The 25,307-nt window shown below is 69.8% G+C and carries 25 protein-coding genes; 21 read left to right on the plus strand and 4 right to left on the minus strand.

Features of this window, described 5'->3' with window-relative positions; translation table 11 throughout:
• Positions 1-97: 97 nt before the first annotated feature.
• Positions 98-1,327, plus strand: a complete 1,230-nt coding sequence (locus tag EDC36_RS05770) for a putative bifunctional diguanylate cyclase/phosphodiesterase (protein ID WP_132962305.1) — start codon at positions 98-100, stop codon at positions 1,325-1,327.
• Positions 1,328-1,429: 102 nt separating this feature from the next.
• Here the strand turns inward: EDC36_RS05770 and EDC36_RS05775 are convergent, their stop codons facing one another.
• Positions 1,430-1,639, minus strand: coding sequence for a YgaP family membrane protein (locus EDC36_RS05775; RefSeq protein ID WP_132962306.1), 210 nt, complete (start codon positions 1,637-1,639; stop codon positions 1,430-1,432).
• 226 nt (positions 1,640-1,865) lie between these two features.
• Between EDC36_RS05775 and mnmG the strand changes: the two genes are divergently transcribed.
• The 5 genes from mnmG to EDC36_RS05800 all read left to right on the plus strand — a co-directional run bounded on the left by mnmG (position 1,866) and on the right by EDC36_RS05800 (position 7,215).
• A complete protein-coding gene (mnmG, locus tag EDC36_RS05780; protein ID WP_132962307.1) occupies positions 1,866-3,863 on the plus strand; it encodes a tRNA uridine-5-carboxymethylaminomethyl(34) synthesis enzyme MnmG in 1,998 nt (665 codons plus the stop codon).
• Positions 3,860-4,558, plus strand: a complete 699-nt coding sequence (rsmG, locus tag EDC36_RS05785) for a 16S rRNA (guanine(527)-N(7))-methyltransferase RsmG (protein WP_185971207.1) — start codon at positions 3,860-3,862, stop codon at positions 4,556-4,558. Before mnmG ends, rsmG begins: the two co-directional genes overlap by 4 nt.
• Before the next feature lie 64 nt (positions 4,559-4,622).
• Positions 4,623-5,393 (plus strand): ParA family protein, encoded by a 771-nt coding sequence (locus EDC36_RS05790; protein ID WP_132962308.1) that lies wholly within the window; start codon positions 4,623-4,625, stop codon positions 5,391-5,393.
• A 4-nt stretch (positions 5,394-5,397) separates the two neighbouring features.
• The gene (locus EDC36_RS05795) at positions 5,398-6,384 is read left to right on the plus strand and encodes a ParB/RepB/Spo0J family partition protein (protein ID WP_132962309.1); all 987 of its coding nucleotides are present in this window, start codon (positions 5,398-5,400) and stop codon (positions 6,382-6,384) included.
• A gap of 6 nt (positions 6,385-6,390) precedes the next feature.
• The gene (locus EDC36_RS05800) at positions 6,391-7,215 is read left to right on the plus strand and encodes a class I SAM-dependent methyltransferase (protein WP_132962310.1); all 825 of its coding nucleotides are present in this window, start codon (positions 6,391-6,393) and stop codon (positions 7,213-7,215) included.
• Here EDC36_RS05800 and EDC36_RS05805 read toward each other — a convergent pair.
• On the minus strand, positions 7,152-8,426 hold the full coding sequence (locus EDC36_RS05805; RefSeq protein WP_132962311.1) for a GGDEF domain-containing protein: 1,275 nt from the start codon (positions 8,424-8,426) through the stop codon (positions 7,152-7,154). The two genes, EDC36_RS05800 and EDC36_RS05805, sit on opposite strands and share 64 nt — an antisense overlap.
• The gene (locus EDC36_RS05810) at positions 8,423-9,844 is read right to left on the minus strand and encodes an FAD-binding oxidoreductase (RefSeq protein ID WP_132962312.1); all 1,422 of its coding nucleotides are present in this window, start codon (positions 9,842-9,844) and stop codon (positions 8,423-8,425) included. Before EDC36_RS05810 ends, EDC36_RS05805 begins: the two co-directional genes overlap by 4 nt.
• A 68-nt stretch (positions 9,845-9,912) precedes the next feature.
• On the opposite strand from EDC36_RS05810, the gene EDC36_RS05815 reads away from it, so the two are divergent.
• Positions 9,913-10,476, plus strand: a complete 564-nt coding sequence (locus EDC36_RS05815) for a cob(I)yrinic acid a,c-diamide adenosyltransferase (RefSeq protein ID WP_132962313.1) — start codon at positions 9,913-9,915, stop codon at positions 10,474-10,476.
• A gap of 33 nt (positions 10,477-10,509) precedes the next feature.
• On the opposite strand, the gene EDC36_RS05820 is transcribed toward EDC36_RS05815, so the two are convergent.
• Positions 10,510-12,156, minus strand: coding sequence for an ATP-binding protein (locus EDC36_RS05820; protein WP_132962314.1), 1,647 nt, complete (start codon positions 12,154-12,156; stop codon positions 10,510-10,512).
• Positions 12,157-12,419: 263 nt separating this feature from the next.
• Between EDC36_RS05820 and flhD the strand changes: the two genes are divergently transcribed.
• The 14 genes from flhD (at position 12,420) to EDC36_RS05890 (ending at position 25,288) form a co-directional block, all read left to right on the plus strand.
• On the plus strand, positions 12,420-12,785 hold the full coding sequence (gene flhD / locus EDC36_RS05825) for a flagellar transcriptional regulator FlhD (protein ID WP_132962315.1): 366 nt from the start codon (positions 12,420-12,422) through the stop codon (positions 12,783-12,785).
• Between the two features lie 59 nt (positions 12,786-12,844).
• Complete coding sequence (flhC, locus tag EDC36_RS05830) at positions 12,845-13,402, plus strand: flagellar transcriptional regulator FlhC (protein WP_132962316.1); 558 nt, start codon at positions 12,845-12,847, stop codon at positions 13,400-13,402.
• Between the two features lie 42 nt (positions 13,403-13,444).
• Positions 13,445-14,446, plus strand: a complete 1,002-nt coding sequence (gene paaX, locus EDC36_RS05835) for a phenylacetic acid degradation operon negative regulatory protein PaaX (protein ID WP_185971208.1) — start codon at positions 13,445-13,447, stop codon at positions 14,444-14,446.
• A 94-nt stretch (positions 14,447-14,540) separates the two neighbouring features.
• Positions 14,541-15,026: a hydroxyphenylacetyl-CoA thioesterase PaaI gene (gene paaI / locus EDC36_RS05840; RefSeq protein ID WP_132962317.1), complete on the plus strand. Its 486-nt coding sequence runs from the start codon at positions 14,541-14,543 to the stop codon at positions 15,024-15,026.
• A 29-nt stretch (positions 15,027-15,055) separates the two neighbouring features.
• A complete protein-coding gene (gene paaK, locus EDC36_RS05845; protein WP_132962318.1) occupies positions 15,056-16,381 on the plus strand; it encodes a phenylacetate--CoA ligase PaaK in 1,326 nt (441 codons plus the stop codon).
• Positions 16,382-16,399: 18 nt separating this feature from the next.
• Positions 16,400-17,407, plus strand: coding sequence for a 1,2-phenylacetyl-CoA epoxidase subunit PaaA (paaA, locus tag EDC36_RS05850; protein ID WP_132962319.1), 1,008 nt, complete (start codon positions 16,400-16,402; stop codon positions 17,405-17,407).
• A gap of 52 nt (positions 17,408-17,459) precedes the next feature.
• On the plus strand, positions 17,460-17,777 hold the full coding sequence (gene paaB / locus EDC36_RS05855; RefSeq protein ID WP_132962320.1) for a 1,2-phenylacetyl-CoA epoxidase subunit PaaB: 318 nt from the start codon (positions 17,460-17,462) through the stop codon (positions 17,775-17,777).
• Positions 17,777-18,580 carry a 1,2-phenylacetyl-CoA epoxidase subunit PaaC gene (gene paaC / locus EDC36_RS05860; protein WP_132962321.1) on the plus strand — a complete coding sequence of 268 codons (804 nt, stop codon included), beginning with the start codon at positions 17,777-17,779 and terminating at the stop codon, positions 18,578-18,580. The genes paaB and paaC overlap by 1 nt, the downstream gene beginning before the upstream one ends.
• Positions 18,581-18,594: 14 nt before the next feature.
• On the plus strand, positions 18,595-19,143 hold the full coding sequence (gene paaD, locus EDC36_RS05865; protein ID WP_132962322.1) for a 1,2-phenylacetyl-CoA epoxidase subunit PaaD: 549 nt from the start codon (positions 18,595-18,597) through the stop codon (positions 19,141-19,143).
• A gap of 21 nt (positions 19,144-19,164) precedes the next feature.
• The gene (paaE, locus tag EDC36_RS05870) at positions 19,165-20,262 is read left to right on the plus strand and encodes a 1,2-phenylacetyl-CoA epoxidase subunit PaaE (RefSeq protein ID WP_132962323.1); all 1,098 of its coding nucleotides are present in this window, start codon (positions 19,165-19,167) and stop codon (positions 20,260-20,262) included.
• 91 nt (positions 20,263-20,353) lie between these two features.
• Positions 20,354-21,502: an ABC transporter substrate-binding protein gene (locus EDC36_RS05875; protein WP_132962324.1), complete on the plus strand. Its 1,149-nt coding sequence runs from the start codon at positions 20,354-20,356 to the stop codon at positions 21,500-21,502.
• 143 nt (positions 21,503-21,645) lie between these two features.
• The gene (locus EDC36_RS05880) at positions 21,646-22,674 is read left to right on the plus strand and encodes a branched-chain amino acid ABC transporter permease (RefSeq protein ID WP_132962325.1); all 1,029 of its coding nucleotides are present in this window, start codon (positions 21,646-21,648) and stop codon (positions 22,672-22,674) included.
• Positions 22,671-24,545 (plus strand): branched-chain amino acid ABC transporter ATP-binding protein/permease, encoded by a 1,875-nt coding sequence (locus tag EDC36_RS05885; RefSeq protein WP_132962326.1) that lies wholly within the window; start codon positions 22,671-22,673, stop codon positions 24,543-24,545. Before EDC36_RS05880 ends, EDC36_RS05885 begins: the two co-directional genes overlap by 4 nt.
• Positions 24,542-25,288, plus strand: a complete 747-nt coding sequence (locus EDC36_RS05890; protein WP_132962327.1) for an ABC transporter ATP-binding protein — start codon at positions 24,542-24,544, stop codon at positions 25,286-25,288. The genes EDC36_RS05885 and EDC36_RS05890 overlap by 4 nt, the downstream gene beginning before the upstream one ends.
• The last annotated feature ends 19 nt before the right edge of the window (positions 25,289-25,307 follow it).

The following is a 25,307-nucleotide window of genomic DNA, read 5'->3' on the forward strand; positions in this document are numbered from 1 at the left end:
CGGCGCTCAGGTGCTGGTAGTGGGTTCCCATGGGACGGCGGCAGGGTCGAGTGCAGGGCAGATCAGGGGTGTTGCACTTGATTATTGACTCCACCCGGTGTTGCTGCTGGACCTGGATGACTTCAAAGCCATCAACGACGGGCACGGGCATGCCGCCGGGGATCGCGTGCTGGTCGAGGTGGCGCGCCGGCTGCGCGCGCACTTGCGCGAGACCGACCTCGTGGCGCGCCTTGGGGGCGACGAGTTTTTGGTGTTGCTGCCGGAGGTGCACGATGCCGCCGCCGCCGAGACCGTGGCCCGCAAACTGTTGCGGGCGCTGCAGCAACCCTACGCCGCGGACGGCTGCGAGCTGCGCACCAACGCCTCGATCGGGGTGGCCCTGTTTCCGGACGATGCGCGCGACGCCGACACACTGCTGCGATGCGTCGATTTGGCTATGTACGCCGCCAAGGACGGCGGTCGTGGCGGTGTGGTGCGCTACGACGCGCGCATGCGCCACGCGTTGGACGCGCGCGTGCGCCTGCACGAACGCTTGCAGCAGGCCTTGCACGATGGCCAGGGGCTGGCCCTGCACTACCAGCCGCAGTGGCATGTGGCCGGCGAACGCGTCGATGCCGTGGAAGCGCTGCTGCGTTGGCACGACCCCGTGCTGGGGGCGGTGTCGCCGGCGCAATGCATCGCGGTGGCCGAGCGCACCGGGCTGATCGTGCCCTTGGGCGACTGGGTGTTGCAAGAGGCCTGCGCCCAGGTGGCGCGCTGGCGGGCGCAGGGCGCTCAGGTGCGCGTGGCGGTCAATGTGTCGGCGCAGCAGTTTCGCTTGCCGGATTGGCCGCAGCGCGTGCAGGGCGCGCTGCACCGCCACGGCCTGCCCGGCGATGCGCTGGAGCTTGAGATCACCGAGACGCAGGCCATGGCCAACCCGCAGCAGGCGCGCGCCACGTTGCAGCATTTGATGGCGCTGGGGGTGCAGTTGGCGCTGGACGACTTTGGCACCGGGCACTCGTCGCTGGCCCAACTGAAGCGGCTGCCGTTGCACTGCATCAAAATCGACCGCGAGTTTGTGCGTGAGCTGCCCGACAACGCCACCGACGCGGCGATGGTGCGTGGCGTGGCGCGCTTGGCGCGGCTGTTGCGCCTGCGTACCGTGGCCGAAGGGGTGGAAACCCCGGCGCAGGCGCGCCACCTGCGTCGCCACGGTGTCGACGCCTTGCAGGGCTGGCTGTTGGCGCCGGCGCTGCCGGCGCACGAGGTTCAGCGTTGGATCGCCGCCGATGACGTGGCTTGGGCAAGGGCGCAGCTGACCCTCAAGGTTGCCGTGGGGGCATAAGCACAACCGTTCGGCGGCCCCCGCAAAGCTCGGCCTTGCGGGGGCACTGGGGCTGCCTCCTGCGCACCCAGCTGCCTGGGGCGCCGCGAGGCTCAACCACAGTCAGTGGGTAGGGTTGTCGCCCGAATGGACCTTACAGGTGTTGATGCCGAAGATGGCGTAGGGCGGGCACCAGCCGATCAACCCGGTGGCCAGCGGCACGATGCCGATCCAGCCCCACGCGCCGATGGTTTCGGTGATGGCGCCCAGGATGAGCGCGGCGCCCACGACGATGCGAATGACGCGGTCGATGCCGCCAACGTTACGGGTCATGGTGTGCTCCTGTGCGGATGTGTGTGGCAATGCCGTGCGATGGCCTTGCAAGGGCCGGGTGTTGACTGTACAGATAATGTACGTGAGTGCCTTGATTTGTCGCAAGGGGGGTGTGCCCTTGTTTCACGTGAAACACGCCAACCCCGTGGGGGCCTTGGCCTGGGTGAGGCAGCGCGGCGGGCGCGAACGTGGGACAATGCGCGCTTTTTCGTGGTGGTGAAGCGCGATGTGGTACCCGGAGCCATTCGACGTCATCGTGGTGGGCGGCGGGCACGCCGGCACCGAAGCGGCGCTGGCGGCGGCCCGCATGGGCTGCCGCACGCTGCTGCTGACGCACAACATCGAAACGCTGGGGCAGATGAGTTGCAACCCCAGCATCGGCGGCATCGGCAAGGGGCATTTGGTCAAGGAAATCGACGCCCTGGGCGGCGCGATGGCCTTGGCCACCGACGAGGCTGGCATCCAGTTTCGCATCCTCAACGCCAGTAAAGGCCCCGCGGTGCGGGCCACGCGTGCGCAGGCCGACCGCAAGCTGTACAAGGCGGCCATTCGCCGCCGGCTGGAAAACCAGCCCAACCTGTGGCTGTTTCAGCAGGCGGTGGACGATCTGATCCTGGAAGGCGACCGCGTGGCCGGGGCGGTGACGCAGATCGGAGTGCGCTTTCGCGCGCGTGCGGTGGTGTTGACCGCGGGCACGTTTTTGGATGGCAAGATCCACGTCGGCTTGCAGCACTACAGCGGCGGGCGTGCGGGTGACCCGCCGGCGGTGGCGCTGTCCGCGCGGCTCAAAGAGCTCAAGTTGCCGCAGGGTCGGCTCAAGACCGGCACGCCGCCGCGCCTGGATGGCCGCACCATCGACTGGAGCCGCTGCACGGTGCAGCCGGGTGACGGCATGCCGGGGTCCGACACCGAAGGCCAGCCGGTGCCGGTGTTCAGCTTCATCGGTCGGCCCGAGATGCACCCGCGCCAGCTGCCGTGCTGGATCACGCATACCAACCCGCGCACGCACGCAATCATCCGCTCCGGTTTTGACCGCAGCCCGATGTTCACGGGCAAGATCGAAGGCGTGGGGCCGCGCTACTGCCCCAGCGTCGAGGACAAGATCAACCGTTTTGCCGACAAAGACAGCCACCAGATTTTCCTGGAGCCGGAGGGCTTGGACACCCACGAGGTGTACCCCAACGGCATCTCGACCAGCTTGCCGTTCGACATCCAGTACGCGTTGGTGCGCTCGATCGCGGGGTTGGAAAACGCGCACATCCTGCGCCCTGGCTACGCCATCGAGTATGACTACTTCGATCCGCGCGCGCTGCGCTCGACGTTCGAGACCAAGGCCATCGGCGGGCTGTTTTTTGCCGGCCAAATCAACGGCACCACCGGCTACGAGGAGGCGGCCGCCCAAGGCTTGCACGCCGGCATCAACGCGGCGCTGCAGGTGCTGGGGCGCGAGCCGTGGGTGCCGACGCGCGACCAAGCCTACCTGGGCGTGCTGGTGGACGATTTGATCACCAAAGGCGTGACTGAGCCGTACCGCATGTTCACCAGCCGCGCCGAGTACCGGCTGCAGTTGCGCGAGGACAACGCCGACCTGCGCTTGACCGAAATCGGCCGGCGGCTGGGCCTGGTGGACGACGCGCGCTGGGCGGCGTTTGCGCGCAAGCGCGACGCCATCGAGCGCGAGACGGCTCGCCTCAAGGCCACCTGGGCGCACCCGCGCAACGTCAGCGCGGCCGAGGCCGAGCGTGTGCTCGGGCAGCCGTTGGCGCACGAGCACACGCTGTTCGACCTGCTGCGCCGCCCGGGCGTGCGCTACGAGGCCTTGATGTCGCTGGAGGGTGGCCGCTTTGCGCCGCCCGCCGACGGTGTTTCACGTGAAACGTTGGGCGACGACTACGGCGCCGTCGTCGAGCAGGTGGAAATCGGCGCCAAATACGCCGGCTACATCGAGCGCCAACGCGAGGAGGTCGAGCGAGCGGCGGCCTACGAACACCTGAAGTTGCCGCCGGATTTGGACTACATGCAGGTCAAGGCGCTCAGCATCGAGGTGCGCCAAAAACTGCAGCAGCACCGGCCCGAAACGCTGGGGCAGGCGGCGCGCATCTCGGGTGTGACGCCGGCGGCCATCTCGCTGTTGCTGATCCACCTCAAGCGCGGGCGTTTCCGAGGCTTTGCCGACCTCGACACCCCGGCCGAGCGCGACGCCCCGCGCGCGGAGGCGGCGTGAGCGGCCCCCACGCGGCCGACCACGACGCCCTGGCCAAGCGGCTGGCCGCGGGGCTGGCCGCGCTGGGCTTGTCGGCGCACACCGAGCTGCCGCGCCGCGCGTTGGCGTACCTGGATTTGCTGCAGCAATGGAACCGCGTGTACAACCTGACCGCGGTGCGCGACCCGGCCGACATGCTCACGCATCACCTGCTGGACTGCTTGGCGGTGGTGCGCCCGTTGCAGCAGCAGTTGCAGCGGATGGGCCGCGGGGACGTGGCCACGGTGCGCATCCTGGACGTCGGCTCGGGCGGTGGCCTGCCGGGCGCGTTGCTGGCAATGGCGTGCCCCGCGTGGCAGGTGACGTGCGTGGACACGGTGGCCAAAAAGGCCGCCTTCGTCGCCCAGGTGGCTGCGGCGCTGGCGCTGCCCAACCTGCGCAGCGTGCACGCGCGTGTCGAAGCGCTGCAAGAAGCCGGCTACGACGTGGTGTGTTCGCGCGCTTTGGCGACGCTGGCGGACTTCACCGCGTGGTCGCGCGCGGCGTTGGCGCCGGCGGGGGTGTGGATGGCGATGAAGGGCCGCGTGCCGCACGACGAAATGGCCGCACTGCCGCCGGCCATCGAAGTGTTTCACGTGGAACCTTTGAGCGTGCCCGGGCTGAACGCCGAGCGCTGCCTGGTTTGGATGCGCCAGCGTGCCGCGCAGAGCACGTAAACTGCAGCCTTGCGCAACGCAGCCGCGGGTGGGTGCGGCACCGGCAAAGGAAGTAGCGACGGCAATGGCGAAAGTTTTTTGCGTGGCCAACCAAAAGGGCGGGGTGGGCAAGACCACCACCGCGGTCAACCTGGCCGCGGGCCTGGCGCTGCTGCGGCAGCGCGTGCTGCTGGTGGACCTGGACCCGCAGGGCAACGCGACGATGGGCTCCGGGGTGGACAAGCGCACCCTGGCCCCCACCGTGTACGAGGTGCTGCTGGGCAGCGCCAGCGTGGCCGAAGCGGCCCGCCCCAGCGAGCGCGTTGGTTACCACGTGCTCGGGGCCAACCGCGAACTGGCCGGCGCCGAGGTCGAATTGGTGGGTTTGCCGCGCCGGGAACACCGCCTGCGCCAGGCGCTGGCCGCGGTGCAGGGCGACTACGACTTTGTGTTGATCGACTGCCCGCCGTCGCTCAGCCTGCTGACGCTCAACGGCTTGTGCGCCGCCCACGGTGTCGTCGTGCCGATGCAGTGCGAGTACTTCGCGCTGGAGGGGCTGGCCGACCTGGTCAACAGCATCAAGCAGGTGCACGCCAACCTCAACCGCGACCTCAAGCTGATCGGCCTGCTGCGCGTGATGTTCGACGCCCGCATCACGCTGCAGCAGCAGGTCAGCGAGCAGCTCAAGGGGCACTTTGGCGACAAGGTGTTCGACACCGTGATACCGCGCAACGTGCGCTTGGCCGAGGCGCCCAGCTACGGTTTGCCCGGCGTGGTGTTCGACCCGGCGGCGCGCGGCAGCAAGGCGTTCGTGGATTTCGCGCGCGAAATGGTGGCGCGCGTCGAGCGGATGTGAACCGATGACACCAGCGAACAAAAAACCCAAGGGCCTGGGCCGCGGGCTGGACGTGCTGCTCGGACCCAGCGTCGACGACGCCAGCGGCGACACCCCACGCGAGCTGCCCCTGACCGACCTGGTGCCGGGTCAGTACCAGCCGCGCACCCGCATGGACGAGGGCGCCCTGTACGAGTTGGCCGAGAGCATCCGAGCCCAGGGCATCATGCAGCCGGTGCTGGTGCGCCGCTTGCCCGACGAGGTGGCCGAAGCGCGTTTGCAGGCGTGGCACACGAGCGCCGCCGGCCAGCCGTTTGCGCCCACCGTGCCACGCGGCGCGCGCCCGGTGTACGAAATCATCGCCGGCGAGCGGCGTTTTCGCGCGGCCCGGCTGGCGGGGCTGGAGGCGGTGCCGGTGCTGGTGCGCGACGTTAGCGACGAAGCGGCGGCGGCGATGGCGCTGATCGAAAACATTCAGCGCGAGGACCTCAACCCGCTGGAGCAGGCGCAGGGGCTGCAACGGCTGATCCGCGACTTTGGGCTGACCCACGAGCAGGCGGCGCAAGCCATCGGGCGCTCGCGCAGCGCCGCCACCAACCTGCTGCGCCTGCTGCAGTTGGCCGAGCCGGTGCAGACGATGCTGCTGGCCGGTGACCTCGACATGGGGCATGCGCGCGCGCTGCTCAGCCTGGACAAGGCCACGCAGATCACCGCGGCCAACCAGATCGCCGCCAAGGGGCTGTCGGTGCGCGAGGCCGAGGCGCTGGCCAAGCGGCTCGGGGCCGCGTTTGCGCTGACGCCGCCGCGGCCCAAGCGCGACAAGTCGCGCGACGTGCGGCGGCTGGAGGAGGAGTTGTCCGACCTGCTGGCGGCGCAGGTGGAGGTGCGCGTCAAAAAGCGCGTCAAGCGCGCCGGCCGCGTGGACGAGCAGGGCGAGCTGGCCATCGCGTTTGGCTCGCTGGACGAGCTCGACGGCCTGCTGCAACGCTTGCGCGCCCTGGCCGACGGCTGATCCCCGATGCGCCGCCGCGCCGCCACGCCGTCACCGCTCGACCGCTGGCCGCTGCCCGCGCTGCTGGCGTGGTTGGCGGCCTGGGGCGGCTACGTGGTGCTGCGCGTCGGACTGCAGCGGCCGGTGGCCGAGTCGTTTGGGGTGGTGGCGCTGCTGGCCATCGTGTGGGCGCTGCGCCGGGGCGACACACCGCTGCGGCGCATGGTGCTGGCGGCGGGGTTTCCGGTCTCGTGGGTGCTGGCGGCGGGGCTGGTGCCTGCACCCCCCGGGTGGGTGTGGGCGCTGCTGGCGCTGCTGGTGCTGGCGCTGTACCCGTGGCGGGCGTGGCGCGACGCGCCGCTGTACCCCACCCCCGTTGGGGCGCTGGACGGCCTGCGCGAGGCGCTGTGGCTGCCGCCGCGGGCGCGCGTGCTGGACGCGGGCTGCGGCGCGGGCGACGGACTGCGCGCGCTGGAGCGCGCCTACCCCGACGCCGAGCTGCACGGCGTCGAGCGCGCCTGGCCGTGGGTGCTGTTGGCGCGGCTGCGTGCGCCGGTGGGCGCGCGCGTGCGCCACGGCGACTTGTGGCGCACCGATTGGGCGCCGTACGACCTGGTGTACCTGTTTCAGCGGCCCGAGACGATGCCGCACGCGGCGGCCAAAGCCGCGGCCGAGCTGCGCCCGGGCGCCTGGCTGGCCAGCCTGGAGTTTGAGGTGCCCGGCTGGCGGCCGACGCTGCGCTGGCGCTGCCCGGACGGCCGCTGGCTGTGGGCCTACCGCATGCCCGCTCAGGCGACCGAGGCCTGCACGCCGGTTGCCGGGGTGGCGACGTCGGCGGCGCCCACCACTTGACCCCGGCCGCGCCGCTTGGCCTCGTAGCAGGCCTCGTCGGCGGCCTTCATGGCGTGTGACCACGCCGCTTCGGCCGCCCCGGTCAGGACGGTGGCCACGCCGATGCTGGTGCCCAGTCGGAACGTGCGGCCGCCCCATTCGAAGCTGAAGTCCGCCACAGCGTCGCGAATGCGTTGCCCGACTTGCGTGGCCTGGGCGGCGTCCAACCCGACCAGCACGACGGCGAACTCATCGCCCCCCAGCCGCGCGACGATGTCCTGAGGCCGTACCTGGTCGCGCAGCAACTGCGCCAGCCGGCGCAGCAACGCGTCGCCGGCGTCGTGCCCGGCGGTGTCGTTGACGGGTTTGAAATGATCCAGGTCGATCAGCAGCAAGCTGTGCGGTGTGCCGTTTGGGCTGGCGCGCAACAGAAGCTCGCGCGCCTGCTCGAAACCGCGGCGGTTGTACAAACCCGTCAGCGGGTCACGGCACGCTGCCGCCTCGGCGCGCTCCTTGTCCAACAGCAACAACCGCTCGGCGCGTGCCACCAGGCGCGTGACCGCCACGCCGATGGCGACCCCCAGCGCAAACAGCGACGCGCCCAACATCAGCACAATGCGCTCAGCCGAGCGTTGCGCTTCCAGGGCACGCTGCTGATCGGCCTGTGCCTGCTGCTGCATACGCTGCGCCAGCGCTTGCAGCTCCAGCACCAGCTCACGTTGCACGTCGAACAGGCGCTGCTGTTCCAGCAGCGCACGCGCCTCGTCGTCGCGCCCTTGCAGCAACGCCTCACTCATGGCGCGCTGGCGCTGGCTCAGGGCCACCGCTTGCTGCTGGATGTGCCGCAGTTGGATTTGTGTGGCGTCGTCCAAGGCCAGGGCCAGCAGCGCGTCGCGGGCGCGCCCAAAAGCCAAGCCCTCTTGCACGAACGCCTGCGCGTCCGCCTCACGCTCGAACGGGTCGGGCTGCGCCAGCATGCGCAGCAACAGCATGATGCGCGCCTGGGCGGCGCGTTGCATCTCGTGTGCGTGCTGCTGCGCGGGCAGCGCCGTGCGTGCGACATGGTCGAACATCGTGCCGATGTCACGCAGCCGTTGCAACCCTTGCTGCACCAGCAACGCCTGCAGCACCAGCAACACGATGAAGCCCGCCACCACCCACCGCGCCGTGCGTGGGACCATCAGCAACGCCGACAGTCGTCCCAAGCGTCGAGCAACGGCCGGCGCCGTCATGCCAGCACCTTGCCCGGGTTGAGGATGCCCTGCGGATCCAGCGCCGCTTTGATGGCGCGCATCAGCGCCAGGGCGCCGTCGCCGACCTCGGCGTGCAAAAACGCCATTTTGTGCAGGCCCACGCCGTGCTCGCCGGTGCAGGTGCCGCCGCAGTCGATCGCGCGCTGCACCAGCGCGGCGTTGAGCGCTTCGGCGCGCGCGCGCTCGGCGGCGTCGTCGGGGTCGATCAGGTAGCCCATGTGGAAGTTGCCATCGCCGACGTGCCCGACCAGGAAGTAGGGCAACCCCGCCGCGTCGGCCTCGGCCACCGCGGCGCCCACCTGTTCGGCCAGTTGGCTGATCGGCACGCAGGCGTCGGTGGTGATGCAGCGGCACCCTGGGCGGCTTTGCACGGCGGCGAAGTAGGCGTTGTGGCGTGCTGTCCACAGGCGCGTGCGCTCTTCGGGCGTGGTGGCCCACTCGAAATCCTGGCCGCCGTGCTCATGCGCCAGCGCCTGCACCGTTTCGGCCTGCTCGCGCACGCTGGCTGGCGAGCCGTGGAACTCCATCAACAGCATCGGTGCTTCGCGCAAGCCCAGCTTGCTGTGGGCGTTGACGGCGCGCACCGTGCGCGCGTCGAGCAGCTCGCAGCGGGCGATGGGCACGCCCATCTGGATGATGGCCATCGTCGTGCGCACGGCGGCGTCGACACTGGGAAACGAGCACACCGCCGCCGACACCGCCTCGGGCAGCGGGTACAGGCGCACGGTGATCGCGGTGAAAATGCCCAGCGTGCCCTCGCTGCCCACGAACAGGCGCGTCAGGTCGTAGCCGGCGCTGCTTTTGCGCGCCCGCGTGCCGGTGCGGATGACGTCGCCGCGCGCGGTGACCACTTCCAGCGCCAGCACGTTGTCGCGCATGGTGCCGTAGCGCACGGCGTTGGTGCCGCTGGCGCGGGTGGCGGTCATGCCGCCGATCGAGGCGTCGGCGCCGGGGTCGATGGGGAAAAACAACCCCAGATGTTTGATGGCCTCGTTGAGCTGCTTGCGCGTCACACCCGGCTGCACGGTGGCGGTGAGATCGTCGGCGTGCACGGCCAGCACCTGGTTCATGCGGCTGACGTCCAGGCTGATGCCGCCGCGCACCGCCAGCAGGTGCCCTTCCAGCGAGGAGCCGACGCCGAACGGGATCACCGGCACGCGCCACTGCGCGGCGATGCGCACGGCGTCGGCGACGTCCTGCGTGGACTCGGCAAACACCACCGCCGCCGGCGGCGGCACGTGGGTGAAGGCCGACTCGTCGCGGCCGTGCTGCTCGCGCACGGCCCAGGCGGTGGACAGCTGCGCGCCAAAGCGCGCCTGCAGCGCCACCAGCGCTTCGGGCGGCGTGGGTTGGACGTCGATGTGCGGCAACAGCGTGGGGGTGAGCGCGACGGTCATGTGGGGCGGGGTGGGGTGTGGCCGATAATGCTGCGCATTATCCGCAGCCACGCCACGGGAGACAATGCATGGGACACCGCCTCACCCAGATCGCCACCCGCACCGGGGATGCCGGCACGACCGGTCTGGGCAACAACCAGCGTGTGAGCAAAAACAGCTTGCGGGTGCACGCCATGGGCGATGTCGACGAGCTCAACTCGAACCTCGGGCTGCTGCTGACCGAGCCTCTGCCGGACGATGTGCGCGCGCTGCTGCAGCGCATCCAGCATGAGCTGTTCAACCTGGGGGGCGAGCTCAGCGTGCCCGGCTACCAGTTGCTGCAGACCGACGCGGTGCTGGCGCTGGACGAAGCGTTGGCGCACTACAACGCGCGGCTGCCGCGCTTGCAGGAGTTCATCTTGCCCGGAGGCAGCCGCGCCGCGGCGCTGGCGCACGTGTGCCGCACGGTGGCGCGCCGCGCCGAACGCAGCCTGGTGGCGTTGGGGCAGGAAGAGGCCATCCACGACGCGCCGCGCCAGTACCTCAACCGCTTGAGCGACCTGCTGTTCGTGCTGGCGCGCGTGCTCAACCGCGCCGCCGGGGGCGATGACGTGTACTGGCAAAGCCAGCGCCTGCAGCGGGAAAGGGGTTAAGGGCTTGCCGCTGGAGCCGTCCATGCGAGGCCGTCACCGAGGCGGCGGATGGGCTGCCAACGCCTCCCACCCCACAATCTGCCGCCGGCTGCGGCTGAACTCCACGCCGACTTCGATCACGCGCTCGACGCCGGGTGCACCGCGGTACTTGGCCGCGTAGTTTTTGGTCTGGAGTTGCTGCAGGGCCTGGCCGGTGGCCTGTTCACCTTGGATGACCTTGAACTCAAACACCCACACGATGCCGGCGTGCTTGACCGTGAGGTCACACTGGCCTTCGTGGGTCACGTCCTCTGGGATGATCTCCACGCCGAGACTGGCCAGGTGGCTGTAGCAGACGCTGGCAAAGTAGCCCTCGTACTGCGCGATCGGGTTGGCGCGGTACCAGTCGTGTGGGATGGAGGCAAACAAACGCTCGAAGTGGGCTTGCAAGGCGGCCACGTCACCCTGGCCCAAGGCGTCGTGCAGCGCGCGCAGCGGCGCGCTGCGCGGCTGGGGGTGCCAAGCCTGCATGAGCGCCTTGTTGAGGGCCTGACGCACTTCCCAATTCGGCACCGCCAACTGGTATTCGATCTCGCCCGCAAAGCGTTGCACCCCCTTGATCGTGAGGTAGCCGGTCTGCCACAGCATCGCTTCGGGCTCGATGCCGTCCACATCGAAAGCACTCAGCAGCGCCTCGTCAGCGTAGAGCTGCTCCAGCCGCGGGGTGAAGAAACCCCGGCGCTGCAACCACTGCACGAGGAAGGTGGGCGTGCCCGTCTCGAACCAGTGCGGTCGAAATTCGCGCATGCGCAGCAGCAACAGCACGTCAAAGGGGTTGTACACACTCACCGGGCCCCAGGCGTAGCCGTTGTACCAACGCCGCACTTCACCACGGTTCAGCGGCTGGCCGTCGGCCGCGGCCGCCTCGAACTCGGGCGCAAAGACGGTGTCCAGATCTTCTTCGGTGTAGCCGCACAGCGCGCCATAGGCCGGATCCAGGGTCAGGTCGTACAGGTTGTTCAGACCCGAGAAAATCGACACCTTGCTGAATTTAGAGACGCCTGTCAGCATCGCAAAGCGCACATCGGCATCGCGCCCCTTGATGACGGAGTAGAGATTCCTAAGCCCCTCACGCATCGCGCGGGCGATGTCCGGCGTTTCCAGGTTGTCCAGGATCGGCTTGTCGTACTCATCGACCAGCACCACGGCCTGCTGGCCGCGCGCTTCGGCGGTGCGGGTGATCAGGTGCCCCAAGCGAATGTGGGGATCCGCAGGTTCGGCCGGGATGTCCACGCCTAGGCGCGCGGCGTTGATGCTCAGCTGGTCGTGGATGTGGGCTTCAAGCTGGTGGCGCTGCTCCAGTCGTCCTTCGGCAAAGGAGATGCGAATGACGGGATGCCGCCGCCCCCAGTCCCAGTGCTCGGCCAGGTACAGCCGCGGCCGGCTGGCTGCTGCCGGCTCCACCCCCAGCGCCACGGCGGCCTCACCCCCTTCAAAGAGCGCGCGCTGGCCGGCAAAGGCCTCGGCGATGGTGTCGATCAGCAGCGACTTGCCAAAACGGCGCGGGCGCGAGAGGAAGTAGTACTTGCCGCTGTCGGCCAGCCGTGCTACCTGTGGCGTTTTGTCGACGTAGTAGTAGCCCCCATCGCGAATGTCGCGCAGGGTTTGGATGCCAATGGGCAGCTTGCGCCGGGTGCTCATGCGCATGGATGGTAGCGCAGGCTGGGACGCGGTGCCGAGCCGCCCACGAGCCGGCACCGAGCGGCACAAGCCGCCCCACCGCGACGGTGCGTGTCAGGCATTTTCCGACGCGCTGACGGCGGATGGCTGACGGCGCGAACAGACACCTTCCGATTCAAGAAAAGCTGGCCGGTTTTGACAATCCTTTTCAACGCAACAGCGCTGTGCGGGGTGTGGTAAAGGTTGCAGCCCGGCAGCGCCAGAACCTGAAAAGGAGAGCTGCCATGACCGCCGCCACCCACGAACTGCCCGGCACCGACGCTGAACGTGAGCAACTGCTGGCCGAGATCCGCGAGGCCAACCTCACCTACCTGATGCTGGCGCAGCGCCTGATCCGCGCCGACAAGGCCGAGGCGTGCTTTCGGCTGGGCTTGAGCGAGGAAGCGGCCGAGCTGATCGCCGCGCTGAGCACCGCGCAGGTGGTCAAACTGGCCAGCCAGAACACGCTGCTCGCCCGCTTCCAGGCCGACGACGACATGGTGTTTGCGCTGCTGGCCGGATCGCACGCCCCGCAGCGTTCGGTGGGCGAAGCGGCGCAGCGCCTGCACGGCAGCATCCTGCTGGCGAGTCGCTTGGCCGAGGCCGCCTGAGGCCGTAGCGCACCCCACCGAGCCCCTGCCCCCAACCGTACCTTGCCCGGAGCCGCCCCATGAGCACCACCACCAAGCCCGCCACCAAAAGCCTGCTGGCCGAAGCGCGCGACGTGCAGCGCGCCATCGATTTGATCCGCCTGGGCGCGCGGCTGCAGGTGCTGGAGAGCGAAACCAACCTGTCGTACGAGCGGCTGCTCAAGCTCTACAAAGAGGTCACGGGGCGTTCGCCCAGCAAGGGGCAGTTGCCGTTTTCGACCGACTACTTTTTGCAGTGGCAGCCCAACATCCACGCGTCGCTGTTTGAAAACATCCGTCAGTCCATCTTGAAAAACGTCGCGGTGGACGACATCGACGCCATCATGCGCGCCTGGCGCCTGTACGCCGAGCAGATGCACGCGTGTGGGCTGGAGCCGCTGCTGAGCTTCACGCGCGCGTGGCGGCTGAGCCGTTTCATGGACGCGGGCATGCTGATACGCACCCGCTGCACCTGCTGCGGGGGGCACTTCGTGGCCGATCCCTACGTCAACAAACGTCACTACGTGTGTGGCTTGTGCAAGCCGCCCGCGCGGGCCGGCAAGGGCCAGGCCGCGGGGGCGCTGCGCGCGCACGAGTGACCGCCGCGGTGGCACGGGCGCGCGGGCGCTACCATCGCGCCCATGGTCGTGCCCTCCGTCCCACCGTCGCCCGATGACGCGCTGGCGCTGCTGCGCGCGCGCATCGATGCCCACTCGAGCCAGGACCGCGTGCAGGCCGGCTCGCTGATTGTCACCGTGTTCGGCGACGCCGTGCTGCCGCGCGGCGCGTGCCTGTGGCTGGGCAGCCTGATCCAATTGCTGCAGCCGCTGGGCGTCAACGAACGCTTGGTGCGCACCGCGGTGTACCGCCTGGTGCAAGAGGGCTGGCTGACCACACGGGCGCAGGGGCGACGCACCGACTACCTGCTGACCGACGCGGGGCTGGCGCGCGTGGACGAGGCGGCGCGGCAGATCTACGCCGCGCGGGCCCCGAGCTGGGACCTGCACTGGCGCATGCTGCTGGTGACCGAGGCGCTGCCGGCGCGGGTGCGCGAGCGGCTGCGCCGCTCGCTGTTCTGGCAGGGCTACGGCGAGCTGCCGGGCGGGGTGTTCGTGCACCCCAGCGCCGACATGGACGCCACCCTGGAGGCGCTGGCCGCCGACGGGCTGGGCGCGTGGGCCGGGGCGCTGCTGCCGCTGCGTGCGCAACGCCTGCCGTTGCGCGGCGTGGCCCCCAACCGCACGCTGGTGCAGCAGGCGTGGAACCTGGCGGCGCTGGCGCAGCACTACGCCGACTTTGTGGCCCAGTACGCCCCCATCGAAGCGGCGCTGCGCAGCGCCGCCAGCGCGCCACCGCCGGAGTTGGCGTTTTGCGCGCGCACGCTGCTGATCCACGACTGGCGGCGCCTGCTGCTGCGCGACCCGCAGTTGCCCGCCGAGCTGCTGCCGCGCGAGTGGCCCGGCGAGCGCGCGCGCCAGGTGTGCCGGCGCCTGTACCGCCTGCTGCTGGCCCCGGCCGAGCGGCACCTGGACGCGCGCCTGTGCCTGGCCGATGGCCACACCCCGGCCGCCGCGCCATGGCTGTGGCAGCGCTTCGAGCCGTTGGACGACGAGTGCTCGCTGGGGCCACCGATGACAGCCTAAACCCGCCGCATCCCTCCGGGAAAACCCCTATAGGCATGGGCTTGCCTCCGCGTGATACTGAAAACATCACGAAACGCCATATTTTTGTATCACGATGAGCGCCCACACCCCGCCCCCGACCGACCCCCAAGCCCTGGCCGAAGCGGCGGCGGCCGCGATGTGGGCGCGTGACCACGCCTGTCAGGCGCTGGGCATGCGGCTGGAAGCCATTGGCCCTGGCCGGGCGGTGATGTCGATGACCGTGCGTCCGGACATGGTCAATGGCCACGCGATGTGCCACGGCGGGCTGATCTTCACGCTGGCCGACAGCGCGTTTGCCTACGCCTGCAACAGCCACAACCACAACACGGTGGCGTCGGCCTGCCACATCGACTTTTTGGCCCCGGCGCGCGCGGGCGACGTGCTGGAGGCCGAGGCCGTCGAGCGCTCGCTCAGCGGTCGCACCGGTGTGTACGACATCACGGTGCGCGTGCGTGGTGGGCGCACGGTGGCGCTGTTCCGCGGCAAGAGCTACCGCCTCAGCGGCGAAGTCATCGCCGGGCTGGAGCAGGCCGCCGCCGCGCGCGGCGCCGCCACCTGACACCACCCCGATTCGAGGAGACCCTGACCATGCCCGTCAAAGCCCCCCGCCCCGGCGACCTGGAGCCGATCGAGACCGCCAGCCGCGACGAAATCGCGGCGCTGCAACTGGAGCGCCTGCGGTGGAGCGTGCGCCACGCCTACGACAACGTGCCGCACTACCGCGCCAAGTTCGACGCCGCCGGTGTCCACCCGGACGACCTCAAGACGCTGGCTGACCTGGCCAAATTCCCCTTCACCACCAAGGCCGACCTGCGCGACAACTACCCGTTTGGCATGTTCGCGGTGCCGCGCGAGCGCGTCGTGCGCATCCACGCTTCGTCCGGCACCACCGGCAAGCCCACCGTGGTGGGCTACACCCAGCGCGACATCGACACCTGGGCCAACCTGGTGGCGCGCTCCATCCGCGCCGCCGGCGGCCGCCCGGGTGACATCGTGCACGTGGCCTACGGCTATGGCCTGTTCACCGGGGGGCTGGGGGCGCACTACGGCGCCGAGCGCCTGGGCTGCACGGTGATCCCGATGTCGGGCGGCCAGACCGAGCGCCAGGTGCAGCTGATCATGGACTTCAAGCCCGACATCATCATGGTCACGCCGTCGTACTCGCTGGTGTTGGCCGAGGAGTTCGAGCGCCAGGGCATCGCGCCGGAGCAGATACCGCTCAAGGTCGGCATCTTTGGGGCGGAACCGTGGGGCGAAGGCATGCGCGCCGAAATCGAGCGCAAGCTGGGGCTGGATGCGGTGGACATCTACGGCCTGTCGGAGGTGATGGGGCCGGGCGTGGCCAACGAGTGCATCGAGACCAAGGACGGCCCGGTGATCTGGGAAGACCACTTCTACCCCGAAATCATCGACCCCGACACCGGCGAGGTGCTGCCCGACGGCGAGGAGGGCGAGCTGGTCTTCACCTCGTTGACCAAGGAGGCCATGCCGATCATCCGCTACCGCACGCGCGACCGCACGCGGCTGCTGCCCCCCACCGCGCGCAGCTTTCGGCGCATGGGCCGCATCACCGGCCGCACCGACGACATGATCATCCTGCGTGGGGTCAACGTTTTCCCGACCCAGATCGAGGAGCAGATCCTGCGCGACGCGCAACTGTCGGGCCACTACCTGCTGGTGCTGACGCGCGAGGGGCATCTGGACCAGCTCGAAGTGCGCTGCGAGCTGCAACGCGCCCTCAGCGGCCGGCTCAGCGACGCCGAGCGCGCCACCATCGCGCGCGAACTGCAGCACCGCATCAAGACCTTCATCGGCGTCAGCACCCGCGTCACGGTGCTGGACGCCGACACGCTGCCGCGCACCCAGACCGGCAAGGCCAAGCGCGTGCAGGACGAGCGCCCACGCCCCCTTTGACCCCCCCGGAGACCCGCCATGTACACCCAAGCGCTGAGCATCCCCGATCCCAAGGGCAACGTGCAGCCGCTTCAGGCTGACGAGCCCGCCGACAAGCTGGCCGCGTTCCAGGCCCGCATCGACGCTGACGGCCGCATCGAGCCGCAGGACTGGATGCCCGAGGCCTACCGCAAAACGCTGATCCGCCAAATCAGCCAGCACGCCCACAGCGAGGTGGTGGGCATGTTGCCCGAGGGCAACTGGATCACGCGCGCGCCCAGCCTCAAGCGCAAGGCCATCCTGTTGGCCAAGGTGCAAGACGAGGGCGGCCACGGCCTGTACCTGTACTCGGCGGCCGAAACGCTGGGGGTGAGCCGCGCCGAGCTGATCGAGCAGCTGCTCAGCGGCCGCGCCAAGTACAGCTCGATCTTCAACTACCCCACGCTGAACTGGGCCGACGTGGGCGTGATCGGCTGGCTGGTCGACGGCGCCGCGATCATGAACCAGATCCCGCTGTGCCGCTGCAGCTACGGCCCTTATGCGCGCGCGATGATTCGCATCTGCAAGGAAGAAAGCTTCCACCAGCGCCAGGGCTACGAGCTGCTGCTGACGATGATGCGCGGCACCGAGGAGCAGCGCCGCATGGTGCAAGACGCCGTCAACCGCTGGTGGTGGAAGTGCCTGGCCATGTTCGGGCCGCCCGACAGCGCCAGCGTGCACAGCGAGCAAAGCATGCGCTGGGGCATCAAGCGCATCAGCAACGACGAGTTGCGGCAAAAGTTTGTCGACGCCACCGTGCCGCAGGCCGAGGTGTTGGGCGTGACGCTGCCCGACCCGAAGCTGAAGTGGAACCCCGAGCGCGGGCACTACGACTTCGGCGAGATCGACTGGGAGGAGTTCTGGCAAACCGTCAACGGTCACGGCCCGTGCAACAAGGAACGCCTCGGCACCCGCATCAAAGCCCACCGCGACGGCGCCTGGGTGCGCGACGCGGCGCTGGCGCACGCGCGCAAGCAGCGCGAGCGCGCCTTCAAAGCCGCGGCGTGAACCCCGGGCCGCCGCGTTGCATTCCCCCATCCTGCCCAAGGACGACCCCACCATGAGCGACACCACCCCCAACACCCCCGCCCCGGCGCTGAAAGACTGGCCGCTGTGGGAAGTGTTTGTGCGCAGCAAACAAGGCCTGGAACACAAGCACTGCGGCAGCCTGCACGCCGCCGACGCCACGCACGCGCTGCAAATGGCGCGCGACATCTACACCCGGCGCCAAGAAGGCGTCAGCATCTGGGTCGTGCCCTCGGCCGCGATCGTGGCCAGCCGCCCGGACGACAAGGGTGAGTTTTTCGAGCCGGCGGCGGACAAGATCTACCGCCACCCGACCTTTTACGACATCCCCGACGAAGTGGGGCACATGTGATGGACGCGCTGGCCGTGGACACCTCGGTGCTGACCGAGTACCTGCTGCACCTGGGCGACAACGCCCTGGTGCTGGCGCAACGCAACTGCCAGTGGTGCGGCGTGGGGCCGGTGCTGGAAGAAGACCTGGCCCTGGCCAACCAGAGCCTGGACCTGATCGGCCAGGCGCGGCTGCTGTACCAGGAGGTGGCGCGCCTGCAGGGCGGCGACGCCACCGAAGACACCTACGCCTACTGGCGCGACGCGCACCAGTTCCGCAACTACGTGCTGCTGGAGCTGCCCGCCAGCCTGCCGCGCGTGGGCTACGCCCAAGGCGACATGGACTGGGGCGTGACGCTGGCGCGCAACTTCCTCTACAGCGCGCTGATGGTGCCGCTGTGGGAGGCGCTGCAGGCCAGCGCGCACGCGCCGCTGGCGGCCATCGCGGCCAAGTCGCTCAAGGAGGCGCGCTACCACCTGCGCCATGCCAGCGAGTGGGTGGTGCGGCTGGGCGACGGCACCGACGAGTCGCACGCGCGCATGCAGGCGGCGTTCGACCACCTGATGCCGTACACGCAGGAGTTCTGGACCTCCAGCGACTTCGAGCGCGCCGCCGTGCAAGCCGGTGTGGGCGTGGACGTGGCGGCTTTGCGCGCCCCGTGGCAGGCCACGGTCGAGGCCACGCTGGCCGAGGCCACGTTGCGCGTGCCCAGCGACCAAGGCCACGTGCCGCAAGGCAAGCTCGGCGTGCATTCGGAGCACCTGAGCTACCTGCTGGGCGAGCTGCAGGTGGTGGCGCGCGCCCACCCCGGCGCGCAGTGGTGAGGCAAGGGCACGCGATGGCGCCACCCACCAACGCCCTGCCCCCCGTGGACGACGCGCTGCTGGCGCGCGTGCACGCGGCGTTGGCCGAGCTGACCGACCCCGAAATCCCGGTCGTCACGCTGGCCGACATGGGCATCGTGCGCGCCGTGCGTGCCGCCGCCGACGACCCGACCTGCGTCGAGGTCGTCATCACCCCCACCTACAGCGGCTGCCCTGCGATGGCGCAGATCGAAGACGATGTGCGCGCCACGCTGCAGCGCCTGGGCGTGCGTGCGCGCGTCACCACGCAGCTGGCCCCGCCGTGGACCACCGACTGGATGACCGAGCAGGCCCGCGCCAAGCTGCGCGCCTACGGCATCGCCCCGCCGGGGCGCTGCGCCGACACGCCCACAGCGGGCGAGCAGGTGCTGCGTTTCGTGCCGCGTGCGCCCGCGCCCGTGCCGTGCCCGCGTTGCGGCTCGATGCGCACGCGCGAAGTGTCGCGCTTTGGCTCCACCGCGTGCAAAGCGCTGTGGCAGTGCCTGGACTGCCACGAGCCGTTCGACCATTTCAAACCCCATTGACCCCCCCCGCCCGAGGCTGCCATGAGCATCGCCCGCTTTCATCCCCTCACCGTCAAGCGCGTCAGCCCCGAAGCGGGCGGCGCGGTGGCCATCACGTTGGAGGTGCCGCCCGCGCTGCGCGAGACCTTCCGTTTCGAGCCTGGCCAGTACCTGACGCTGCGCGCCACCGTCGACGGCCAGGAGCTGCGCCGCAACTACTCCATTTGCAGCCCGCGCTCGCGCCTGCAGCACGCTGGCGAGCTCGACATCGGCATCCGCCCGGTGGTGGGTGGGCGCTTTTCCAACTGGGCGGTGCGCGCCGTGCAGCCCGGCCAGACGCTGGAGGTGATGCCGCCGCAGGGGCGCTTCACCGTGCAGCGCCCGCGCGCCCTGCACCGCGTCGGCTTTGCGGCCGGCTCGGGCATCACGCCGATTCTGTCGATCGTGGCCAGCACGCTGGAAGAGCAGCCGCACACCAAGTTCACGCTGGTCTACGGCAACCGGCGCACCTCCACCATCATGTTCAACGAGGCGCTGCAGGACCTCAAGGACCGCTACCCCGACCGCTTCACGATGATCCACGTGCTGTCGCGCCAGGCGCAGGAGGTCGATCTGCTGCAGGGGCGGCTGGACGAGGCCAAGGTGCGTGCCATCATGGACGCGCTGCTGCCGCCGGCCAGCATGGACGAGGTGTTCATCTGCGGCCCCGAGGCGATGATCCAGGCCACCGAGCGCGCGCTGCTGCAGGCCGGTGTGCCGGCGCAGGCGATCCGCACCGAGCGCTTCACCACCGACCCCGCGCAGGCGGCCAAGGTGCAGGCCGACGTCGACGCCGCCGAGGCGCGCCGCGCCGCGCACGCCGCCGCGCAGGCCATCGTGGTGCTGGATGGCAAGCAGCACGAGGTGCCGCTGGCCGCCGGCGAAGCCGTGCTCGACGCGGCGCTGGAAGCGGGCCTGGACCTGCCGTACTCGTGCAAGGGCGGCGTGTGCAGCACCTGCCGCGCCAAGGTGCTGGAGGGCGAGGTTACGATGGAGCGCAACTTCGGCCTCACCGACGCCGAGGTGGCGGCCGGGTTTGTGTTGACCTGCCAGGCGCGGGCCTGCACGCCGCGGCTCGTGCTAACCTTTGACGAGCGCTGAGACATGCACTATCATGCATGTTATGGCGCATAACCATGCGAGGCAGTCGGCTGCTTCGTGCAACTTCGTGCCACCCCTGAGGAGACCTCTGATGAAACTGCGCAAAACCCTGCTCGCGCTGGCGGCCACCGCCGGCCTGAGTGCCGCGGCCTGGGCCGACATCAATGTCGGTGTCACGCTGTCCACCACCGGGCCGGCGGCGTCGCTGGGCATCCCGGAGAAAAACACCGTGGCGCTGATGCCCAAAACCATCGGCGGCGAAAAAATCAACTACATCGTGCTCGACGACGCCAGCGACACCACCGCCGCCGTCACCAACACGCGCAAGCTGATCAGCGAAAACAAGGTTGACGTCATCGTCGGCTCCACCACCACGCCCAACTCGCTGGCGATGATCGACGCTGTGGCCGAGGCCAAGGTGCCGATGATTTCGCTGGCCGCCTCGGCCCGCATCGTCGAGCCGGTGGACGACAAAAAGCGCTGGGTGTTCAAGACACCGCAAAACGACATCCTGATGGCGGTGGCCATCGCCACGCACATGGCCGACAGCGGGGTGCGCAACGTGGCCTTCATCGGCTTTGCCGACGCCTACGGCGAAGGCTGGTACCAGGAGTTTGCCAAGGCCGCCGGGCTGAAAAAGCTGCAGATCGTGGCCAACGAGCGCTACAACCGCACCGACACCTCGGTCACCGGCCAGGTGCTCAAGATCGTGTCGGCGCGGCCCGACGCGGTGCTGATCGCCGGCTCCGGCACGCCGGCGGCGCTGCCGCAAAAAACGCTCAAAGAGCGCGGCTACACCGGCAAGATCTACCAAACGCACGGCGTGGCCAACAACGACTTTTTGCGCGTGTGCGGCAAGGACTGCGAGGGCACGCTGCTGCCCGCCGGCCCGATGCTGGTGGCCGACCAGCTGCCCCAAGACCACCCGGTCAAGAAGTCGGCCCAAGCCTACGTCAAGGCCTACGAGGACGCCTATGGCAAGGGCAGCGTGACCACCTTTGGCGGCCACGCCTGGGACGCCGGCTTGCTGCTGCAGGCGGCGGTGCCCGAAGCGCTCAAAAAGGCCAAGCCCGGCACGGCCGAATTCCGCGCCGCGTTGCGCGACGCGCTGGAAAACGCCCGTAACGTGGCCGGCGCGCACGGCATCTTCAACATGTCGCCCACCGACCACGCCGGCCTGGACCAGCGCGCGCGCGTGATGGTCAAGGTCGAAAACGGCACTTGGAAATACGCGCCCTGAGCCGCGGCGCTGCGGGTTGCCCTGCGCGCGCGTGCTCGGGGCGGCTTGCGGCGCGGACGCCACCGCGGGCGCCCGTCCGCGCGGTGGCGCGTCCCGCGCCGGTGCAGCGGCGCGCCTTTCGATGACCCCGAGGCTGTCGCCCGATGGACTTGCAAATCGCCCTTTTTTTGGCCCAGGACGGCATCGTCAACGGGGCCGTGTACGCGCTGATGGCGCTGGCGCTGGTGTTGGTGTTTTCGGTCACGCGCGTGATCTTCGTGCCCCAGGGGGAATTGGTCGCCTACGCGGCGTTGTCGATGGCGGCGCTGCAAGCCGGTGTCACGCCGGGCATCCTGTGGCTGCTGCTGGCGATGGCGGCGGTGGTGCTGCTGCTGGAGCTGTGGCGCTGGCGCCGCGGGGCCACCGTGGACCCGTGGGCCACCGCGCTGTGGTGCGTGGTGCTGCCCGGGCTGGCGGCGGCGCTGTTGCTGGGCTGGCGGCCCACCTCGCTGCTGGGGCAGGCTGCGGCGGTGCTGCTGCTGGTCACACCGCTGGGGCCACTGACGTACCGGCTGGCGTTTCGGCCCTTGGCGCACGCCACGGTGCTGGTGTTGCTGATCGTGTCGGTGGCGCTGCACGGCGTGCTGATGGGCCTGGGGCTGTGGTTTTTTGGCGCCGAAGGCTCGCGCACCCCGGCGTTTTCCGAGGCGCGCCTGGAGCTGGCCGGCATCCCGGTGCCAGGGCAGGCGCTGGTGGTGGTGGGCGTCACGGTGCTGCTGGTGCTGGCGATGTTTGCCTTTTTCGAGCGCACGCTGCTGGGCAAGGCGCTGCGCGCCACCGCCATCAACCGCGTGGGCGCGCGCCTGATGGGGATCCCCACCGAACTGTCGGGTGACCTCAGCTTCGCGCTGGCCGCGCTCATCGGCGCAGTGTCGGGGCTGCTGATCGCGCCGATCACGACGATTTACTACGACACCGGTTTTTTGGTCGGCCTCAAAGGGTTCGTGGCAGCCATCGTCGGGGGCCTGGCCAGTTACCCGCTGGCGCTGCTGGGGGCGGTGCTGGTGGGGCAGTTGGAGGCGTTTGCCTCGTTTTGGGCCAGCGCCTTCAAGGAGGTGTTGGTGTTCACGCTGATCATTCCGGTGCTGCTGTGGCGCTCGCTGCGCAGCCACCACGTGGAGGACGAAGAATGAGCGCCCCCGCAACCCGGGTGCCCAGCGCCGCGGGCGCCGGCCCCACCTGGCTGACCACACGCACCGTCACGGTGGCCGCGGTGGCGGTGCTGCTGGCGCTGTGGGGTGGGCTGTCCCCCTTCACCGTGACCTTGCTCAACTACATCGGGCTGCACGCGCTGGTGGCGCTGGGGCTGGTGCTGCTGACCGGTGTGGGCGGCATGACCTCGTTCGGGCAGGCCGCGTTCGTGGGGCTGGGCGCGTACGCCACCGCGTGGGTGTGCACCGCGCCGGAGGTGGCCGCCGCCCTGCAAGGCGTGCCGGCGGCGTGGCTGCCTTGGTTGGGGCTGGCGCTGGGCCTGGTGCTGACGGCGCTGGTGGCGGGGGTGCTCGGGGCGGTGACGCTGCGCCTGGGCGGGCACTACCTGCCGCTGGCCACCATCGCCTGGGGGCTGAGCCTGTATTTCCTGTTTGGCAACCTTGGCTTTTTGGGCGGACACACGGGCATCACCGGCATTGCCGCGCTGCAGCTCGGGCCGTGGACGCTGGCCGACCCGCGCGAGCTGGGGTTGCTGATCTGGGCCGTGGTGCTGCTGGCGCTGTGGGCGCTGCACAACTTGCTGGACTCGCGCACCGGCCGTGCGGTGCGCGCGCTCAAAAGCGGGCGCCTGATGGCCGAATCGATGGGCGTGGACACCGGGCGGCTGCGCGCGCAGGTGTTTTTGCTCGCCGCGCTGCTGGCGGCGCTGTCGGGCTGGCTGTACGCGCACTTGCAGCGCTTCGTCAACCCCACCCCGTTCAACATCAACATCGGCATCGAGTACCTGTTCATGGCGGTGGTGGGCGGCTCGGGCCACCTGTGGGGCGCGGTGGTGGGCGCCACCCTGATCGCGCTGCTCAAGGAGCAACTGCAGGACTGGCTGCCGCGGCTGCTGGGGGCCAGCGGCAACTTCGAAATCATCGTCTTTGGCCTGCTGATGATGGTGGTGCTGCAGCGCTACGCCGACGGGCTGTGGCCCACGCTGGCGGGCTGGGCACGCCGGCTGGGGGTGCGCCCGACGCCGGTGCGGCTGCCGCCGCCCAGCGCGCTGCCGCAACGCACGCTGCCACCGCCGGGCACGGTGCTGGTGCAGGCGCGCGACGTCACCAAGCGCTTCGGCGGTCTGGTGGCCAACAGCCAGGTGTCGCTGGAGGTGCGCGCCGGCGAGGTGCATGCGCTGATCGGCCCCAACGGCGCGGGCAAGAGCACGTTTTTCAACATGATCTCGGGGGTGGACGACCCCACCGAGGGCGAGGTGTGGCTGCTGGGCGAGCCCATGACCGGGCGGCCGTCGCGCGACTTCGCGGCGCGCGGCTTGGGGCGCACGTTCCAGCACGTGCGCTTGCTGGGGCAGCGCAGCGTGCTCGACAACGTGGCGCTGGGCGCGCACCTGCGCGGGCGGCGCGGCTGGCTGGCCAGCATGCTGCGGCTGGACCGGCGCGAGGAAGCCGCGCTGCAGGCCGAGGCGCTGCGCCAGATCGAACGTTGTGGCCTGATCGAACACGCGCACACCCCCGCGGGGGCGCTGGCGCTGGGGCAGCAGCGCATCGTCGAAATCGCCCGCGCCCTGGCCGGGCAGCCCGCGCTGCTGCTGCTGGACGAGCCGGCGGCGGGCCTGCGCCACCTGGAAAAGCAGGCGCTGGCCAAACTGCTGGACCAGCTGCGCCGCGAAGGCCTGGGCATCCTGATCGTGGAGCACGACATGGAGTTCGTGATGAACCTGGCCGACCGCATCACGGTGCTGGACTTTGGCACCGTCATCGCGCACGGCACCCCGGCCGAGGTGCAGCGCGACCCGCGCGTGCTGCAGGCTTACCTCGGTGACGACGCGCTGACCGGAGGTGCGGCATGAGCACCCCGCTGTTGCAACTGCGCGGCTTCAGCGTCTCGTACGGGCCGGTGGAGGCGCTGCACCAGGTGGACCTGGACGTGTACCCAGGCGAGATCGTCACCGTCATCGGCCCCAACGGCGCGGGCAAGACCACGCTGCTCAACGCCGCCATGGGCCTGCTGCCCTCGCGCGGCCAGTTGGCGGTGGACGGCGAGGTGGTGCCGCGCCCCAGCGTCGAGCGCATGGTGGCGCGCGAGGTGGCGCTGGTGCCCGAAAAGCGCGAGCTGTTTGGCGAGATGTCGGTCGAGGACAACCTGCTGCTGGGGGGCTTTGCCCGCTGGCGTCGGGGCGACCGCACGCAGCGCCAGCGCATGGAGGAGGTGTTTGCCATCTTCCCGCGCCTGCGCGAGCGCCGCGCGCAGTTGGCCGCGACGCTGTCGGGCGGCGAGCGCCAGATGCTGGCCATCGGCCGCGCGCTGATGGCCAAGCCGCGCCTGCTGATGCTGGACGAGCCCTCGCTGGGGCTGGCGCCGCTGATCGTGCGCGAGGTGCTGCACACGGTGGCACGGCTGCGCGAGCTGGGCGTGTCGGTGCTGCTGATCGAACAAAACGCGCGCGCGGCGCTCAACATCGCCGACCGCGGCTACGTGCTGGAGATGGGCGCCATCGCGCTGCACGGCGCCGCCGCCGACTTGCTGCACGACCGCCGCATCGTCGAGACCTACCTGGGCATCGGCGGCCAGCGTGCGGCCGCGGCGGCCTGATCTTGCTTGTCAACCCCCC

The organism is Tepidimonas ignava (assembly GCF_004342625.1).
Lineage (GTDB): Bacteria > Pseudomonadota > Gammaproteobacteria > Burkholderiales > Burkholderiaceae_C > Tepidimonas > Tepidimonas ignava.